Consider the following 15,621-nt stretch of genomic DNA (forward strand, 5'->3'; position numbering starts at 1 on the left):
AGTGTAGTGGTTGTGTCGACATGAAGTCTCTTGATGTCGAGCTTCTTGACATCGAGATATCAGGGCGGGGAGGGTGGAGCCCATGACGACTCCCGCCTGGGACCCTGCCCAGTACCTCCGGCACGCCGGCCACCGCGCCCGCCCCTTCATCGACCTCCTCGCCCGGATCCCCGACCTCCCCGGCGAGCCCCCGGCCGTCGCCGATCTCGGCTGCGGCCCCGGCAACATGACCGCCCTGCTCGCCGAACGCTGGCCCACCGCCCGCATCACCGGTTACGACAACTCGCCCGAGATGCTCGACAAGGCGCTCGTGGAGTACGAGGGCCCCACGGCCGGCGGCGGCCGCCTGGACTTCTCCCACGCCGACGTCCGCACCTGGGCGCCCGAGCGGCCGTACGACCTGATCGTCAGCAACGCCACGTTCCAGTGGGTCCCCGGGCACGCCGAGCGGTTCGCCGACTGGATCGCCGCCCTCGCCCCCGGCGGCATCTTCGCCTTCCAGGTCCCCGGCAACTTCACCGCGCCCAGCCACCGGCTCATGCGGACCCTCGCCGAGTCCCCCCGCTGGCGGGGCCGCCTCGCCGAGGTCCTCCGCCACGACGACGCCGTCCTCACCCCCGAGGCCTACCTGGAGCGGCTGACCGGGCTCGGCTGCGCCGCCGACGTCTGGGAGACGACGTACATCCATCTGCTGGCCGGCGAGGACCCGGTCCTCGACTGGGTGAAGGGCACCGGACTGCGCCCGGTCCTCACCGCCCTCGCCGACGATCCCGGAGCCCGCGACGCCTTCCTCGCCGAGTACCGGGCCGCACTGCGCGAGGCCTACCCGGCCGGCCCGCACGGCACCCCGTTCCCGTTCCGGCGCGTCTTCGCCGTCGCCCGCAAGGAGGGGAACTGATGCTCGCCGCCCTCGACCATGTCCAGCTCGCCGCCCCGCCCGGCTCCGAGGACCGGCTGCGGACGTTCTACGTGGACACCCTCGGCATGACGGAGATCCCCAAACCGCCCGTGCTCGCGGCGCGCGGCGGCTGCTGGTTCCGGGCCGGCGAGATCCATCTGCACGTGGGGATCGAGCAGGCCTTCCGGCCGGCCAGGCAGGCCCACCCGGGTCTGCTGGTGACGGGTATCGAGGCGTACGCGGCCCGGCTCACCGCCCACGGCACGCCCGTCGCCTGGGACGGGGATCTCCCCGGCCACCGCCGCTTCTACTGCGAGGACCCCGTGGGCAACCGCCTGGAGTTCCTTGAACCGGACCGCTGAGCCGCCGTTTGCCCCGGCCCGGCCCCGGTTACCCGGTGGGACGACAGCCGACTACGAACCCGTCAGGGGTGATCGACGGTGGCACGGGAGCAGAAGGCCAAGGCCAAGAAGGAACAGCTCAAGGGCAAGGCCAAGGAGATCGCCGGGCGGGCGACGGGCGATCTTCCGATGGAGAGTGAAGGCCGCGCCGAGAAGGCCAAGGGCGACGCCCGCCAGGCCAAGGAGAAGGCCAAGGACATCTTCAAGCACTGAGGAGGTCTGGTCTTCCAGGGCCCGGCGGGCGGTCTCACGCCTTGCGGTGCCCTATGAGCCGCGGTGTCACGCCTTGCGGTGCCCTATCAGCCGCGGTTTCTGCTCCAGGCCGTCCAGGCCGTGCCAGGCCAGATTGACGAGGTGGGCGGCGACCTCCGCCTTCTTCGGGCGGCGCACGTCCAGCCACCACTGGCCGGTCAGCGCCACCATGCCCACCAGCGCCTGCGCGTACAGCGGCGCCAGCTTGGGGTCGAAGCCGCGCGACTTGAACTCGCGCCCGAGGATGTCCTCCACCTGGGTGGCGATGTCCGAGATGAGGGACGCGAAGGAACCCGTGGACTGCGGGATGGGGGAGTCCCGGACCAGGATCCGGAACCCGTCCGTGTACTCCTCGATGTAGTCGAGCAGGGCGAACGCGGCCTGCTCGCACAGCTCACGCGGATGCCCGGCGGTGAGGGAGCCGGTCACCATGTCCAGCAACCGGCGCATCTCACGGTCGACCACCACCGCGTACAGCCCCTCCTTGCCGCCGAAGTGCTCGTACACCACCGGCTTGGAGACCCCGGCCTTCGCCGCGATCTCCTCCACCGAGGTGCCCTCGAAACCCTTCGCGGCGAAGAGGGTGCGACCGATCTCCAACAGCTGCTGGCGACGCTCCACCCCGGTCATGCGGGTGCGACGCGCCCGCCGCGGCTTTTCGGGACTGGGGGTGCTGGAGTCGGTCGCCACGGCGTCAATCATGCCGCCTCGGCGGTCTCCGACCCTCGCCGGGAGCCACCTTCCCCGGTGTTACGGCGCGAATCGATACGCGAGCGTGACGGCCACCGCACGTCGTACGCCCAGCCCAGCTGCTCGCACCAGCGGATGATCCGGGCCGACGAGTCCAGCTGGCCGCGCTCCACCCCGTGCCGGGCCGAGGTCGGGTCGGCGTGGTGCAGGTTGTGCCAGGACTCGCCACAGGACAGGACCGCCAGCCACCACACGTTGCCCGACCTGTCCCGCGAGCGGAACGGCCGCCTTCCCACGGCGTGGCAGATCGAGTTGATCGACCAGGTCACGTGGTGCAGCAGCGCCACCCGGACGAGTGAACCCCAGAAGAACGCGGTGAACGCGCCCCACCAGGACATGGTCACCAGACCGCCGATCAGCGGCGGCAGCGCCAGCGAGAGCACGGTCCAGTAGATGAACTGCCGGGAGATCGCCCGGATCGCCGGGTCCCTGACCAGGTCCGGCGCGTACTTCTCCTGCGGAGTCCGCTCCTCGTCGAACATCCAGGCGATGTGTGCCCACCACAGGCCCTTGAGCAACGCCGGCACGGTCTCCCCGTACCGCCACGGCGAATGCGGGTCGCCCTCCGCGTCGGAGAACTTGTGGTGCTTGCGGTGATCGGCCACCCAGCGCACCAGGGGCCCCTCCACCGCCATCGAGCCCGCGACCGCTAGCGCGATCCTGAGCGGCCGCTTGGCCTTGAACGAGCCATGGGTGAAATAACGGTGGTAACCGATCGTCACGCCGTGGCAGCCCAGATAGTAGAAGAACACCAGCAGGCCCAGGTCGAGCCAGCTCACGCCGCCCCACCCCCACGCCAGCGGCACCGCCGCCAGCAGCGCGAGGAACGGCACGGCGATGAACAGCAACAGGGTGATCTGCTCCAGCGAGCCCTTCCGCTCGCCGCCCAGGGTGGCGGACTGGAGCGAGCTGTCGGCCGCCTTCCGGGGGTCTTCGATCACATCGGAACTAGACGAGGTCATGCGCGTCCCCTGGGGGGTCGAGGGTTGAGACAGGTGTCGATCCGTGGCGACCGTACGGGACGATAAGGGTTCTTCCCTACGGTTCCGTAACCTACGGCAACGTAAGTATGGCAGCGAGGCGTCTCGCGGCAAGAGCCCCCTAGCCTGCGCGTCCTCATGGACACCTATCCTTGGAGTCGGTCGGACAGCGCGGTCCGCTCTGTTTCCTTCCCGGATGTCCGGCCCGTATGCGGACAGGCCCCGCCTGCCGCCCGGCTGACGGACGGGTTCCCTCCAGACGAGCTTCAACACTGCAAGGAGCCGCACCTGTGAGCAGTGCCGACGACCAGACCACCACGACCAGCAGTGAGCTGCGCGCCGACATCCGCCGGCTGGGTGACCTTCTCGGCGAGACCCTCGTCCGGCAGGAGGGCCCCGAGCTGCTGGACCTCGTGGAGAAGGTCCGCCGCCTCACCCGCGAGGACGGCGAGGCCGCCGCCGAGCTGCTGCGCGGCATCGAACTGGAGACCGCCGCCAAGCTGGTCCGTGCCTTCTCCACCTACTTCCACCTGGCCAACGTCACCGAGCAGGTCCACCGCGGCCGTGAACTGCGCGCCCGCCGCGCCGCCGAGGGCGGCCTCCTCACCCGCACCGCCGACCGGCTCAAGGACGCCGACGCCGACCACCTGCGCGAGACCGTCCAGAACCTCAACGTCCGCCCGGTGTTCACGGCGCACCCCACCGAGGCCGCGCGCCGCTCGGTCCTGAACAAGCTCCGGCGTATCGCGGCGCTCCTGGACACCCCGGTCATCGAGTCGGACCGCCGCCGCACCGACATCCGCCTCGCCGAGAACATCGACCTGGTCTGGCAGACCGACGAGCTGCGTGTCGTACGCCCGGAGCCCGCCGACGAGGCCCGCAACGCCATCTACTACCTCGACGAACTGCACGCCGACGCGGTCGGCGACGTCCTCGAGGACCTGACGGCGGAGCTGGAGCGGGTCGGCGTCAAGCTGCCCGACCACACCCGGCCGCTGACCTTCGGCACCTGGATCGGCGGCGACCGCGACGGCAACCCCAACGTCACCCCGCAGGTCACCTGGGACGTCCTGATCCTCCAGCACGAGCACGGCATCAACGACGCCCTGGAGATGATCGACGAACTCCGCGGCTTCCTCTCCAACTCCATCCGCTACACGGGTGCCACGGAGGAACTGCTGGAGTCCCTGCGTACCGATCTGGAGCTGCTGCCGGAGATCAGCCCCCGCTACAAGCGCCTCAACGCCGAGGAGCCCTACCGCCTCAAGGCCACCTGCATCCGGCAGAAGCTGGTCAACACCAAGCGGCGGCTGGCCACCGACACCCCGCACCAGGCCGGCCGCGACTACCTGGGCACCGCCGAGCTCCTGGGCGACCTGCGGCTGATCCAGGCCTCGCTGCGCGAACACCGCGGCGGTCTGTTCGCCGACGGCCGCCTGGCCCGCACGATCCGCACCCTGGCCGCGTTCGGCCTCCAGCTCGCCACCATGGACGTCCGCGAACACGCCGACGCCCACCACCACGCCCTCGGCCAGCTCTTCGACCGCCTCGGCGAGGAGTCCTGGCGCTACGCCGACATGCCCCGCGACTACCGTGGCAAGCTCCTCGCCAAGGAACTCAGGTCGCGCCGGCCGCTCGCGCCCACTCCGGCGCCGGTGGACGCGGCCGGGGAGAAGACCCTGGGGGTCTTCCAGACGGTGAAGAAGGCGCTGGAGGTGTTCGGGCCCGAGGTCGTCGAGTCGTACATCATCTCCATGTGCCAGGGCGCCGACGACGTCTTCGCCGCCGCCGTCCTGGCCCGCGAGGCCGGCCTGATGGACCTGCACGCCGGCTGGGCCAAGATCGGCATCGTCCCCCTCCTGGAGACCACCGACGAACTCAAGGCCGCCGACACCATCCTGGAGGACATGCTCTCCGACCCCTCCTACCGGCGCCTGGTAGCGCTGCGCGGAGACGTCCAGGAAGTCATGCTCGGATACTCCGACTCCTCCAAGTTCGGCGGCATCACCACCAGCCAGTGGGAGATCCACCGCGCCCAGCGCCGCCTGCGCGACGTCGCCCACCGCTACGGGGTGCGCCTGCGCCTCTTCCACGGCCGCGGCGGCACCGTCGGCCGCGGCGGCGGCCCCTCCCACGACGCCATCCTCGCCCAGCCCTGGGGCACCCTCGAGGGCGAGATCAAGGTCACCGAACAGGGCGAGGTCATCTCCGACAAGTACCTCATCCCCTCCCTCGCCCGGGAGAACCTGGAACTGACCCTCGCCGCGACCCTGCAGGCCTCCGCCCTGCACACCGCCCCCCGCCAGTCCGGAGAGGCCCTGGCCCGCTGGGACGCCGCCATGGACGTGGTCTCCGACGCCGCCCACAGCGCCTACCGGCGCCTGGTCGAGGACCCCGACCTGCCCGCGTACTTCTTCGCCGCCACCCCCGTGGACCAGCTCGCCGACCTGCACCTGGGCTCCCGCCCCTCCCGCCGCCCCGACTCCGGCGCCGGCCTGGACGGTCTGCGGGCCATCCCCTGGGTGTTCGGCTGGACCCAGTCCCGGCAGATCGTCCCCGGCTGGTTCGGCGTCGGCTCCGGGCTGAAGGCGCTGCGCGAGGCGGGCCTGGACACCGTCCTGGACGAGATGCACGAACAGTGGCACTTCTTCCGCAACTTCGTCTCCAACGTCGAGATGACCCTCGCCAAGACCGACCTGCGGATCGCCCAGCACTACGTCGACACCCTCGTCCCCGACGAGCTGAAGCACGTCTTCGAGACCATCCGGGCCGAACACGAGCTGACCGTCACCGAAGTCCTGAAGATCACCGGCGAGAGCGAACTGCTCGACGCCACCCCCGTCCTCAAGCAGACCTTCGGCATCCGCGACGCTTACCTCGACCCGATCTCCTACCTCCAGGTCACCCTCCTCAAGCGCCAGCGCGACGCCGCCGCCGCGGGCGCCGAACCCGACCCGCTCCTCGCCCGCGCCCTCCTCCTCACCGTCAACGGCGTGGCGGCCGGCCTGCGCAACACCGGCTGACCAGCACCACCGCACACGGCTGTGCCCCCGGGGTCGTACACCCGGGGGCACAGCCGTATGCGCTCACAGCCGTATGCGCTCACAGCGGTATGCGCTCACTGCAAGGCGAAGAAGGCCGTCGTCAGCTGCGCGATGCCCGAACCGCCCAGTGCCCACGCCACCCGGGTCAGCCGCAGGCCTCCGGCGACCACCACCGCCGCGAGCAGCAGCGCGCCGCCCAGCGGCACCCAGGCGAGCAGGATCCCGGCGGGGCCGGACCGGACCACGTCGTCGGTGCCGGGCTTCACGATCACGTCGTAGGTCTGCCCCTTGCGCACCGCCACCGACTTGTCGATGACCACCCGGGAGCGTGCGGAGGCGCCGGAGGAGACCGGGGTGAACGGGCCCGTGCAGGTGTCCGCACCGCACGCGGTCACCTCGACCGTGCCCCGTTCCTTGCCCTTGGTCAGCATCACGTCCTGCGCCGTGCCCCAGGAGCCCCACACCCCGCCGACCAGGATCAGCACGGCGACCGCGCCCATCGACACGACCCGGCCGAGCCGCAGGGCGGCGACCGAAGACGTACGGGAGGAGGGGACCGAGGCAGCAGGCATGGCCGGGATCATTGGCCATCTCCCTACGGCCGGTCAACTGCGGTGCGGGACAAGTCAGGAGTTGTACGAGCTTTGTGCCCGCTCCAGTCCCTCGGTGACCAGTGCCTCCACGGCGTCGGCCGCCCGGTCCACGAGATAGTCCAGTTCCTTGCGCTCGGCCGAGGAGAAGTCCTTCAGTACGAAGTCCGCGACCTGCATACGACCCGGAGGGCGTCCGATCCCGAACCGCACCCGGTGGTAGTCGGCGCCCATCGCCTTGGTCATCGACTTCAGCCCGTTGTGGCCGTTGTCGCCGCCGCCGAGCTTGAGCCGGAGCACGCCGTAGTCGATGTCCAGTTCGTCGTGGACGGCGACGATGTTCGCCACCGGCACCTTGTAGAAGTCGCGGAGCGCGTTCACCGGGCCGCCGGAGAGGTTCATGAACGACATCGGCTTGGCCAGGATCACCCGCCGGCTCCCCGGACCCGGCGCCCCGAGCCGCCCCTCCACGACCTGCGCCTGCGCCTTGCCGGCCCGCTTGAACTTCCCCCCGATCCGCCCGGCGAGCAGATCCGCGACCATGAAACCGACGTTGTGCCGGTTCATCGCGTACTCCGGTCCGGGGTTGCCGAGGCCGACGATCAGCCAAGGGGCGTTGGCGGCTGCGGGGGTGGTCACGTCCATGTCTCCTTGATACGCGCCAGCCGCCGCTCCCGGGAGGGAGCAGCGGCTGACGAACGATGAAACGAGGGTGAGGATCAGGCCTCGGCGACTTCCCCGCCCGACTCGCCCTCTTCGCCCTCGGCGGCTTCCTCGGCCTGCGCGGCCAGGACCTGAAGGACGACCGCGTCGTCCTCGACGGCCAGGGTCACGCCGGACGGCAGGGTGATGTCCTTGGCGAGGATGGAGGCGCCGGCCTGCAGGCCCTCGACGGAGACGGAGACGGACTCGGGGATGTGGGTGGCCTCGGCCTCGACCGGCAGCGCGTTCAGCACGTGCTCCAGCAGGTTGCCGCCCGGGGCCAGCTCGCCCTCGGTGTGCACCGGGATCTCGACGTTGACCTTCTCGCCGCGCTTGACCAGCAGCAGGTCGACGTGCTCCAGGAAGCCCTTGATCGGGTCGCGCACCACGGACTTCGGGATCGCCAGCTCGTTGGACTTGCCGTCGATGTCCAGGGAGATCAGGACGTTCGGGGTACGCAGCGCGAGCAGCAGCTCGTGGCCCGGGAGGGTCAGGTGGATCGGGTCCGAACCGTGGCCGTACAGGACACCGGGGACCTTGCTGTCACGACGGATACGGCGGGCGGCACCCTTGCCGAACTCGGTACGCGACTCGGCGCTGATCTTCACCTCGGACATGGTGATCACTCCTCGTAGAAGTAGATACGGACGTGGTCACCCGGCCACGAACGGCCTGCTACGAAGAGCGCGTCGATAACGGACCGCCGACACCTGTACGAAAACAGGTACGGCCTCCCTCGCCGAGCAACTTGTGCAGTCTACTCGGCGGGGGAGGCCGCACCAAAAGGATCTTCAGCGCAGGCGATGAGGGCCCCGCGCCCTGTGCAGAAACCTCACTGCACGGTGCTTACGAAGCACCGCTCACTGCTCGTCGAAGAGGCTCGTCACCGAACCGTCCTCGAACACCTCGCGCACCGCGCTCGCGATCGTCGGCGCGATCGACAGCACCGTGATCTTGTCCAGGTCCCGGCCCAGCTCGCCCGGCGTCGGCAGGGTGTTGGTCAGCACGAACTCGCTCACCCGCGAGTTCTTCAGCCGGTCCGCCGCCGGACCCGAGAGCACACCGTGCGTCGCCGTCACGATCACGTCCTCGGCGCCGTGCGCGAACAGGGCGTCCGCCGCCGCGCAGATCGTGCCACCGGTGTCGATCATGTCGTCGACCAGGACGCAGACCCGGCCCTCGACCTCGCCCACGACCTCGTGGACGGTCACCTGGTTCGCCACGTCCTTGTCACGGCGCTTGTGCACGATGGCCAGCGGCGCCCCGAGCCGGTCGCACCAGCGGTCGGCGACGCGCACCCGGCCGGCGTCCGGGGACACGATCGTCAGCTTGTCCCTGTCCACCTTCGTGCCCACGTAGTCCGCGAGCAGCGGGAGGGCGAACAGGTGATCCACCGGACCGTCGAAGAACCCCTGGATCTGGTCCGTGTGCAGATCCACGGTCAGGATCCGGTCCGCACCCGCCGTCTTCATCAGATCGGCGATGAGCCGCGCCGAAATCGGTTCACGGCCCCGGTGCTTCTTGTCCTGCCGCGCGTAACCGTAGAACGGCACGATCACCGTGATCGAACGCGCCGACGCACGCTTCAGCGCGTCGATCATGATCAGCTGCTCCATGATCCACTGGTTGATCGGAGCCGTGTGGCTCTGGATCACGAAGCAGTCGGCACCGCGCGCCGACTCCTGGTAACGGACGTAGATCTCGCCGTTGGCGAAGTCGAAGGCCTTGGTCGGTACGACCCCGACACCCAGCTGGTGGGCGACCTCCTCGGCAAGCTCGGGGTGGGCGCGGCCGGAGAAGAACATCATCTTCTTCTTGCCGGTCGTCTTGATCCCGGTCACAGCACTGTCTCCTCAGAGGTGTCTCAGCCGTACAGCTGGATGTCCAGCGACCTCTGCGCCGGGCGCAAGAGGCCGAAACAGCTGGTTAGGTGCGGGTGTGCACTTATCACGGTACGACGTCTTCGGCGCACCTGTTTCCGGTCAGTCCTCGCTCGCGCCCTGCCGCGAAGCCGCCTCGGCGGCCTTCGCCGCCGAACTCCCCGGACGCTTCCGGGCCACCCAGCCCTCGATATTCCGCTGCTGACCGCGGGCCACGGCCAGCGAACCGGGCGGTACGTCCTTCGTGATCACAGACCCGGCGGCGGTGTATGCACCGTCCCCGACCGTGACAGGCGCCACAAACATGTTGTCCGAACCCGTCTTGCAGTGCGACCCGACGGTGGTGTGGTGCTTGCTCTCACCGTCGTAGTTCACGAACACGCTCGCCGCGCCGATGTTCGAGTACTCGCCGATCGTCGCGTCGCCGACATAGGAGAGGTGCGGAACCTTGGTCCCCTCCCCGATCGAGGCGTTCTTGGTCTCCACATAGGTGCCGATCTTGCCCTTGGCCCCCAGCCGCGTCCCGGCCCGCAGATAGGCATACGGTCCCACGGACGCGTTCGGACCGACATGGGCGGAATCGGCCACCGTGTTGTCCACGCGCGCCCCGGCGCCCACCCGGGTGTTCTTCAGCCGGCTGTTCGGCCCGACCTCGGCGCCCTCGCCGAGGTGCGTGGAGCCCTGCAGCTGCGTCCCCGGGTGGACGATGACGTCCCGCTCGAAGGTGACCGTCACGTCGACCCAGGTGGTCGCCGGGTCCACGACCGTGACGCCGTCCAGCATCGCCCGCTCCAGCAGCCGGTCGTTGAGGATCCGGCGGGCCTCCGCCAGCTGCACCCGGTTGTTGATCCCGGCGATCTCGCGGTGGTCGGCGGCGACCGACGCACCGACCCGGTGCCCGGCCTCGCGCAGGATCCCCAGCACGTCCGTCAGGTACTCCTCGCCCTGGCTGTTGTCCGTGCGGACCTTCCCCAGCGCGTCCGCCAGCAGCTGCCCGTCGAACGCGAACACACCCGAGTTGATCTCCCGGATCGCCCGCTGCGAGTCGGAGGCGTCCTTGTGCTCGACGATGGCCGTCACCGCGCCGGACGCGTCGTCGCGCACGATACGGCCGTAACCCGTCGCGTCCGGGACCTCGGCGGTCAGCACGGTCACGGCGTTGCCGTCGGCGTGGTGGGTCCCGGCGAGCCGGGCGAGGGTCTCGCCGGTGAGCAGCGGGGTGTCCCCGCAGACGACCACGACGGTCCCGTCGACCACGCCGCCCAGCTCCTCCAGCGCCATCCGCACCGCGTGCCCGGTGCCGTTCTGCCGCTCCTGCACGGCCGTACGGACGGCGGGGTCGATCGCACCGAGATGCGCGCCGACCTGCTCGCGGGCGTGCCCGACGACGACGACCAGGTTCTCGGGGTTCAACTCACGGGAGGCGGCGAGCACATGGCCCACCAGGGAACGGCCACAGATGTCGTGCAGGACCTTGGGTGTGGCCGACTTCATACGGGTGCCCTCACCCGCTGCGAGAACGACGACGGCTGCCGGGCGAATGGCGCTCACGGAGTTGCCCTTCGGCTTTTGGACGGGTGGGGGTGACATCCGCAGGATACCGGGGCGTTTCGTGGGGGACATGAGAGTGGGCCCTGACGGGACTGTCAGCGGTCAGGGCCGGAAAGAGTGCGGCTCCCCCGCCAGGACTCGAACCCGGACAGATGGCACCAAAAGCCACAGTGCTGCCAATTACACCACGGGGGAATATGTCGACTGAACCGGACATTTAGTCAGGTCGTCGAGTGGCGCCTCCTACTATGCCGTACCAGGCGCCTTCCATGCGACGATACAAGTCGGCGCCCTTCAGGACATTTACCGCGGCACCTTCGCCGCGTTGCGGCTTCGGCTTTGCGGCTTTACTGGTCGCCGCTCTGCCGTTACGAACCTCCGTCGCGTCGACGGTGCACGCGTCGACGGTGCACGCGTCGACGGTGAACGCGTCGACCGTGCACTCGCCGTCCGCATGCTGTCTGGCCGGATTGATCGATTCCGGCCTCGAACGGGCGTGGTTCGGCAGTTCGAGGGATACCGGTGGGTTTCGGTGTTGTTCGGTTACGGAGGGTGGTGTAGGCGAGTAGACGAAACTCACCGGAAAAGCCCACCCTCGCGCCCGTAGGCTGGACGCATGACCACGACGGGGGCAGACCGCGCGACGGCCTTGGCAGGGCCGTGGTGGTGGTCGCGGTGGCGTAGTGCGGCGTTGGACGGTGGGCTGGCGCTGGTGTCGGCGCTGGAGTGCGGCGCCGAGGGGATCCCGTTCGCACGGGATGCGGGGGTTCCGGTGTCGGCCGGGATCGTGTTCGGTTTGCTGGCCGGTTCGGTTCTGTTGCTGCGCAGGAAATGGCCGATCGCCGTCGTACTCGTGTCGATCGCGATCACGCCGGCCCAGATGGGCTTCCTGATGGGCATCGTCGGCCTCTACACACTCGCCGCGGCCGAGGTACCGCGCCGGATCATCGTGGCGCTGTCGGGGATGACGCTGCTGGGCACGCTGATCGTGACGTTCGTGCGGGTGCGGCAGAGCATGGCGCGGGGGGATCTGACGCTCGGGGACTGGTTCGTGCCGTTCGCGGCGCTGGCCACCTCGCTCGGGCTGACCGCGCCTCCGGTGCTGCTGGGCCTCTACGTGGGCGCGCGGCGGCGGCTGATGGAGAGCCTGCGGGAGCGCGCGGACAGCCTGGAGCGGGAGCTCCAGTTGCTCGCGGAGCGCGCGGAGGAGCGTGCGGAGTGGGCGCGGGGCGAGGAACGGACGCGGATCGCGCGGGAGATGCACGACGTCGTCGCGCATCGGGTGAGCCTGATGGTGGTGCACGCCGCGGCGTTGCAGGCGGTGGCACGGAAGGACCCGGAGAAGGCGGTGAGGAACGCGGCGCTGGTGGGCGACATGGGGCGCCAGGCGCTGACGGAGCTGCGGGAGATGCTGGGGGTGCTGCGCTCCGGGGACGGCGACCGGCGTCGTACGGCGCCGGCGTCGGCGGTCTTGCCGTTGGCCGTGGTGGGGGTGGCCGCCGCGGTGGCGGCTTCGCGGGTGGCCGAGGAGGAGGGGCCGTATCTGTCGGAGCTGGAGGAGCTGATCGGGCAGTCGGCGGCGGCCGGGATGGTGGTCGATCTGTCGGTGGAGGGGGATGCGCGGTCGTACGCGGTCGAGGTGGAGCAGACGGCGTACCGGGTGGTGCAGGAGGCGTTGACGAACGTCCACAAGCACGCGGCGGGCGCCAAGACACATGTCCGGCTGGCGCATCGGGTGGCGGAGATCGCGATGCAGGTGGAGAACGAGCCACCGCCGGAACCGGCGTCGGCGGCCTCGGCGGGACTGCCGTCCGGCGGCAACGGTCTGGTGGGCATGCGCGAGCGGGTGCTGGGGCTCGGCGGGGTGTTCGTGTCGGGGCCGACGGACGCGGGGGGTTTCCGGGTGTCGGCGGTGATTCCGGCGGCGTGAGCGGGTGTTGTGCGCGGGTGTTGTGGGTGGGTGTTGTGGGTGGGTGTCGTGAGTGGTTGTCGGGTCGTGAGTGGTTGTCGTGGGTGGATGTCCTGGGTGGGTGTGGTGGGTGGGTGTCGTAGGTGGGTGAGGGGTTGCTGTGGGTGGGTGGGTGCGTGAGCGGTCCGGTGGGTGCGTGAGCGGTCCGGGGGGTGGGTGCCGGTCAGGCGTGGGTGGTGAGGCGTTGGGGTTCGACGCCTGCGATGAGGGTGGTCAGGCCGTGGTCGATGTCGGGGCCCACGTACCAGTCGCCGGTGTGGTCGAGGGTGTAGACGCGGCCCTCGGCGTCGATGGCGAGCAGGGAGTGGGTCTCGGTCTCCTCGCCCAGCGGGCAGACCTCGGTGTCCAGGGCGCGGCCGAGGTCGCCGAGGGTACGGGCGAGGTACAGGCCGTGCAGGGGGTCGAGGTGGAGGGTGGCGGGGGCGATCTGGCGGCCGGGCCCGGTGGGGGTGATGTGCAGGCCGCCGAATTCGGCCCAGGCTTCTACGGCGGCCGGGAAGACGGTGTGCCGGTGCCCGGCGGGTGAGGTGTACTCGCGGAGGGCGTCGGCCCAGACCTCGGCCTGTTTTATGTCCCAGCGTCCGGGTTGCCAGCCGGCGGCGCGCAGAGCGGCGTCGACGGGCACGGAGAAGCGGGTGGTGGAGGTGCGGTCGGGGTGCATCTGACCTTAGTTCGTGTGTGGTGCGGGTGCGGGTGCGGTGTGTTGCGTGGGGGGTATGGGGGGCTGCGCGGGTGGGGGTGTGCGTCAGCCGTCGGTGGCGGTGGGGTCGACGATGCGGACGCCGAAGTGGGCGGTGAGGGCGGCGCAGGCCCGGCAGGGGGCGGCGAAGCTGCCGTGCAGGGGGTCGCCGTCCTCGCGTATGCGGCGGGCGGTGAGCTTGGCCTGCTTGAGGGCTTTGCGGGCTTCGCCGTTGGTCATGGGTTTGCGGGTGGCTCGTTTGCTGCGGGCGCTGTCGGCGGAGGCGATGTGCCGTGAGATGAGGATGGCCTCGGCGCAGCGGCCGGTGAAACGGTCGCGTTGTCCGCTGGGCAGGGTGTCGAGGAACTCCTGGACCAGGGGGTGCAGCGGGGGCGGCTGGTCGCCGCGGGCCGCGGTGCCGGTGAGGGTGGCGCCGCGGACGGAGAGGGCGGCGGCGACGGTGGGCAGGATGCCGTCGCGGCGGTGCCGGAGGGCGGGCGCGGGCGGTATTTCGGTGCTGCTCCAGCCGACGCGGGGGTCGCCGTTGGTGGCGCTGTGATGGGCGCCGGGCATGGCGGTGTGCGGTCCCGTCTGTGCGACGTTCATGATCGTCTTCCCCTCCCGGGCATCCCCCCGAAAGTCACAGACTGCCAAATCCCGTGGCGGGTGCGGAAGCTGGGGCGGTGCGACACGCCCGGGTTTGGGCAGGCTGTCACGTCAGGGTGACGGCTGGTCACGGAAGCGGAGGCCCGGTGACCGGGGTTCGCGTACCGCATAGGCTGTCGGCACCGCGATGGGCGCGGTCGACGCGTCTGGGACGTGGGAGAGACAGCCGGATACGGGCCGTTGCGCGCTTTGGGGTGCGGTTTCGGTTCGTACAGAGTGCCGCAGGGGGCAACCGTCATGACGACAGGTCGGCTCGGGCTGGGGGCACCGCCCAGCCGCCAGGCCGGGGGACAAGCCGTGCCGCCGAACTCGGCCTACGCCGGGCAGGTCGTGCATTTCCCGGATCCGGTCCGGGCGGCACGTCACCCGAGAGGGGTACGTGTCGACGAGCATGGCTACCCCGATTTCTCTCCCTACGCGCGCGCGGCGGCGGAGATCGCGGACCCGCCGGAGGGCTTCGGCGTCGACGAGTTGCGGCTGACGGACTATGTGTCGGCGAACGCCGTGCTGTCCGCCTCGGGTCATGAACTGTGGGACACGGTGCCGGCGGTGGCGACGCCGCACGGCTGGACGTGGCATCACGTGGCCGGGTCACGGCGGCTGGAGTTGGTCCCGGTCGAGGTGAAGGCGTTGCTGCGGCATCACGGTGGGGTGGCGACGGCCCGGGTGGACCAGGGCAAGCGGGGCACGCGTCCGTTGCAGGAGACGCGCCCGGCCCATGTGGGGCTGCCCAAGTCGGGCGTGGCGGTGTCGGAGTCGCAGGTGCAGGGCGTCGAGGAGGACCTCGGCTACCGGCTGCCGGGCGCGTACCGCTCCTTCCTGAAGGCGGCGGGCGGGTGCGCGCCGGTGGGTACGGCGCTGGACGCCGAACTCGGTCTCCTCCTCGACCAGCCCTTCTTCACGGTCCGCGACGAGGCGGCGGTCAACGACCTCGTGTACGTCAACAAATGCCTGCGCGACCACCTGACCAAGGACTACCTGGGCGTGTGCTTCGTGCAGGGCGGTCTGCTGGCGGTGAAGGTGAAGGGCGACCGGCTCGGCTCGGTGTGGTTCTGCGCGTACGACGACGTGCGCGACGTGGATCCGTCGTGGTCGCCGGCCGAGCGGGTGGAGCGGCTGCTGCTGCCCTGCGGTGAGGACTTCGACGTGTTCCTGTCCCGGCTGGCGGGTTCCCCGCCGGAGCTGGAGACGGTGGCGAACCTGATGGTGGACGGCGGTTTCGCCCGTGCCGTCTCTGTTGGCTCGGGGGAGTGAGTTTC

Annotated in this window: 15 protein-coding genes and 1 tRNA gene; 6 read left to right on the forward strand and 10 right to left on the reverse strand. The window is 70.2% G+C overall.

Annotated elements, in window-relative coordinates; all coding sequences use genetic code 11:
- The first annotated feature begins 82 nt into the window (after nt 1-82).
- The 3 genes from AB0N16_RS30370 (at nt 83) to AB0N16_RS30380 (ending at nt 1,512) form a co-directional block, all read left to right on the forward strand.
- Nucleotides 83-898 (forward strand): trans-aconitate 2-methyltransferase, encoded by an 816-nt coding sequence (locus AB0N16_RS30370; protein ID WP_365802182.1) that lies wholly within the window; start codon nt 83-85, stop codon nt 896-898.
- The gene (locus tag AB0N16_RS30375; protein ID WP_365802184.1) at nt 898-1,260 is read left to right on the forward strand and encodes a VOC family protein; all 363 of its coding nucleotides are present in this window, start codon (nt 898-900) and stop codon (nt 1,258-1,260) included. Before AB0N16_RS30370 ends, AB0N16_RS30375 begins: the two co-directional genes overlap by 1 nt.
- A 78-nt stretch (nt 1,261-1,338) precedes the next feature.
- Complete coding sequence (locus tag AB0N16_RS30380; protein WP_365802186.1) at nt 1,339-1,512, forward strand: CsbD family protein; 174 nt, start codon at nt 1,339-1,341, stop codon at nt 1,510-1,512.
- A gap of 66 nt (nt 1,513-1,578) precedes the next feature.
- Here AB0N16_RS30380 and AB0N16_RS30385 read toward each other — a convergent pair whose 3' ends face one another.
- On the reverse strand, nt 1,579-2,253 hold the full coding sequence (locus AB0N16_RS30385) for a TetR/AcrR family transcriptional regulator (protein WP_365802188.1): 675 nt from the start codon (nt 2,251-2,253) through the stop codon (nt 1,579-1,581).
- Complete coding sequence (locus AB0N16_RS30390) at nt 2,250-3,263, reverse strand: acyl-CoA desaturase (protein WP_365802190.1); 1,014 nt, start codon at nt 3,261-3,263, stop codon at nt 2,250-2,252. The genes AB0N16_RS30385 and AB0N16_RS30390 overlap by 4 nt, the downstream gene beginning before the upstream one ends.
- Before the next feature lie 308 nt (nt 3,264-3,571).
- Here AB0N16_RS30390 and ppc point away from each other — a divergent pair, with 308 nt between their 5' ends.
- Nucleotides 3,572-6,304, forward strand: coding sequence for a phosphoenolpyruvate carboxylase (gene ppc, locus AB0N16_RS30395; RefSeq protein WP_365802192.1), 2,733 nt, complete (start codon nt 3,572-3,574; stop codon nt 6,302-6,304).
- A gap of 95 nt (nt 6,305-6,399) precedes the next feature.
- Here ppc and AB0N16_RS30400 read toward each other — a convergent pair whose 3' ends face one another.
- From AB0N16_RS30400 to AB0N16_RS30425, 6 genes are all read right to left on the reverse strand, one after another.
- Nucleotides 6,400-6,909 (reverse strand): hypothetical protein, encoded by a 510-nt coding sequence (locus AB0N16_RS30400; protein WP_365802194.1) that lies wholly within the window; start codon nt 6,907-6,909, stop codon nt 6,400-6,402.
- 42 nt (nt 6,910-6,951) lie between these two features.
- Entirely contained in the window at nt 6,952-7,560 is a 609-nt protein-coding gene (gene pth, locus AB0N16_RS30405) for an aminoacyl-tRNA hydrolase (protein WP_365802196.1), read from the reverse strand.
- A gap of 74 nt (nt 7,561-7,634) precedes the next feature.
- Complete coding sequence (locus AB0N16_RS30410; protein ID WP_365802198.1) at nt 7,635-8,234, reverse strand: 50S ribosomal protein L25/general stress protein Ctc; 600 nt, start codon at nt 8,232-8,234, stop codon at nt 7,635-7,637.
- 243 nt (nt 8,235-8,477) lie between these two features.
- Entirely contained in the window at nt 8,478-9,458 is a 981-nt protein-coding gene (locus tag AB0N16_RS30415) for a ribose-phosphate diphosphokinase (RefSeq protein WP_351706657.1), read from the reverse strand.
- 141 nt (nt 9,459-9,599) lie between these two features.
- Nucleotides 9,600-11,048 (reverse strand): bifunctional UDP-N-acetylglucosamine diphosphorylase/glucosamine-1-phosphate N-acetyltransferase GlmU, encoded by a 1,449-nt coding sequence (gene glmU / locus AB0N16_RS30420; RefSeq protein WP_365802200.1) that lies wholly within the window; start codon nt 11,046-11,048, stop codon nt 9,600-9,602.
- 123 nt (nt 11,049-11,171) lie between these two features.
- Nucleotides 11,172-11,243: transfer RNA gene (locus AB0N16_RS30425), tRNA-Gln, on the reverse strand.
- Nucleotides 11,244-11,664: 421 nt separating this feature from the next.
- On the opposite strand from AB0N16_RS30425, the gene AB0N16_RS30430 reads away from it, so the two are divergent.
- Nucleotides 11,665-12,978 carry a histidine kinase gene (locus tag AB0N16_RS30430; protein WP_365802202.1) on the forward strand — a complete coding sequence of 438 codons (1,314 nt, stop codon included), beginning with the start codon at nt 11,665-11,667 and terminating at the stop codon, nt 12,976-12,978.
- Nucleotides 12,979-13,180: 202 nt separating this feature from the next.
- On the opposite strand, the gene AB0N16_RS30435 is transcribed toward AB0N16_RS30430, so the two are convergent.
- Together AB0N16_RS30435 and AB0N16_RS30440 are read right to left on the reverse strand one after the other, a co-directional pair.
- Nucleotides 13,181-13,678, reverse strand: coding sequence for an SUKH-3 domain-containing protein (locus AB0N16_RS30435; RefSeq protein WP_365802204.1), 498 nt, complete (start codon nt 13,676-13,678; stop codon nt 13,181-13,183).
- Between the two features lie 84 nt (nt 13,679-13,762).
- Entirely contained in the window at nt 13,763-14,302 is a 540-nt protein-coding gene (locus tag AB0N16_RS30440; RefSeq protein ID WP_365802206.1) for a YwqJ-related putative deaminase, read from the reverse strand.
- A 297-nt stretch (nt 14,303-14,599) separates the two neighbouring features.
- On the opposite strand from AB0N16_RS30440, the gene AB0N16_RS30445 reads away from it, so the two are divergent.
- A complete protein-coding gene (locus AB0N16_RS30445) occupies nt 14,600-15,616 on the forward strand; it encodes an SMI1/KNR4 family protein (protein WP_365802208.1) in 1,017 nt (338 codons plus the stop codon).
- Nucleotides 15,617-15,621: the final 5 nt, after the last annotated feature.

The sequence above is a fragment of the Streptomyces sp. NPDC051105 genome (assembly GCF_040682795.1).
In the GTDB taxonomy this organism is placed as follows: domain Bacteria; phylum Actinomycetota; class Actinomycetes; order Streptomycetales; family Streptomycetaceae; genus Streptomyces.

Coding starts and splice junctions, on each gene's coding strand:
- pth (WP_365802196.1), bottom strand. CDS start 7,560: ATGGACGTGACCACCCCCGCAGCCGCCAACGCCCCTTGGCTGATCGTC.
- AB0N16_RS30430 (WP_365802202.1), top strand. CDS start 11,665: ATGACCACGACGGGGGCAGACCGCGCGACGGCCTTGGCAGGGCCGTGG.
- AB0N16_RS30410 (WP_365802198.1), bottom strand. CDS start 8,234: ATGTCCGAGGTGAAGATCAGCGCCGAGTCGCGTACCGAGTTCGGCAAG.
- AB0N16_RS30400 (WP_365802194.1), bottom strand. CDS start 6,909: ATGATCCCGGCCATGCCTGCTGCCTCGGTCCCCTCCTCCCGTACGTCT.
- AB0N16_RS30385 (WP_365802188.1), bottom strand. CDS start 2,253: ATGATTGACGCCGTGGCGACCGACTCCAGCACCCCCAGTCCCGAAAAG.
- AB0N16_RS30375 (WP_365802184.1), top strand. CDS start 898: ATGCTCGCCGCCCTCGACCATGTCCAGCTCGCCGCCCCGCCCGGCTCC.
- AB0N16_RS30435 (WP_365802204.1), bottom strand. CDS start 13,678: ATGCACCCCGACCGCACCTCCACCACCCGCTTCTCCGTGCCCGTCGAC.
- AB0N16_RS30390 (WP_365802190.1), bottom strand. CDS start 3,263: ATGACCTCGTCTAGTTCCGATGTGATCGAAGACCCCCGGAAGGCGGCC.
- AB0N16_RS30370 (WP_365802182.1), top strand. CDS start 83: ATGACGACTCCCGCCTGGGACCCTGCCCAGTACCTCCGGCACGCCGGC.
- AB0N16_RS30440 (WP_365802206.1), bottom strand. CDS start 14,302: ATGAACGTCGCACAGACGGGACCGCACACCGCCATGCCCGGCGCCCAT.
- AB0N16_RS30445 (WP_365802208.1), top strand. CDS start 14,600: ATGACGACAGGTCGGCTCGGGCTGGGGGCACCGCCCAGCCGCCAGGCC.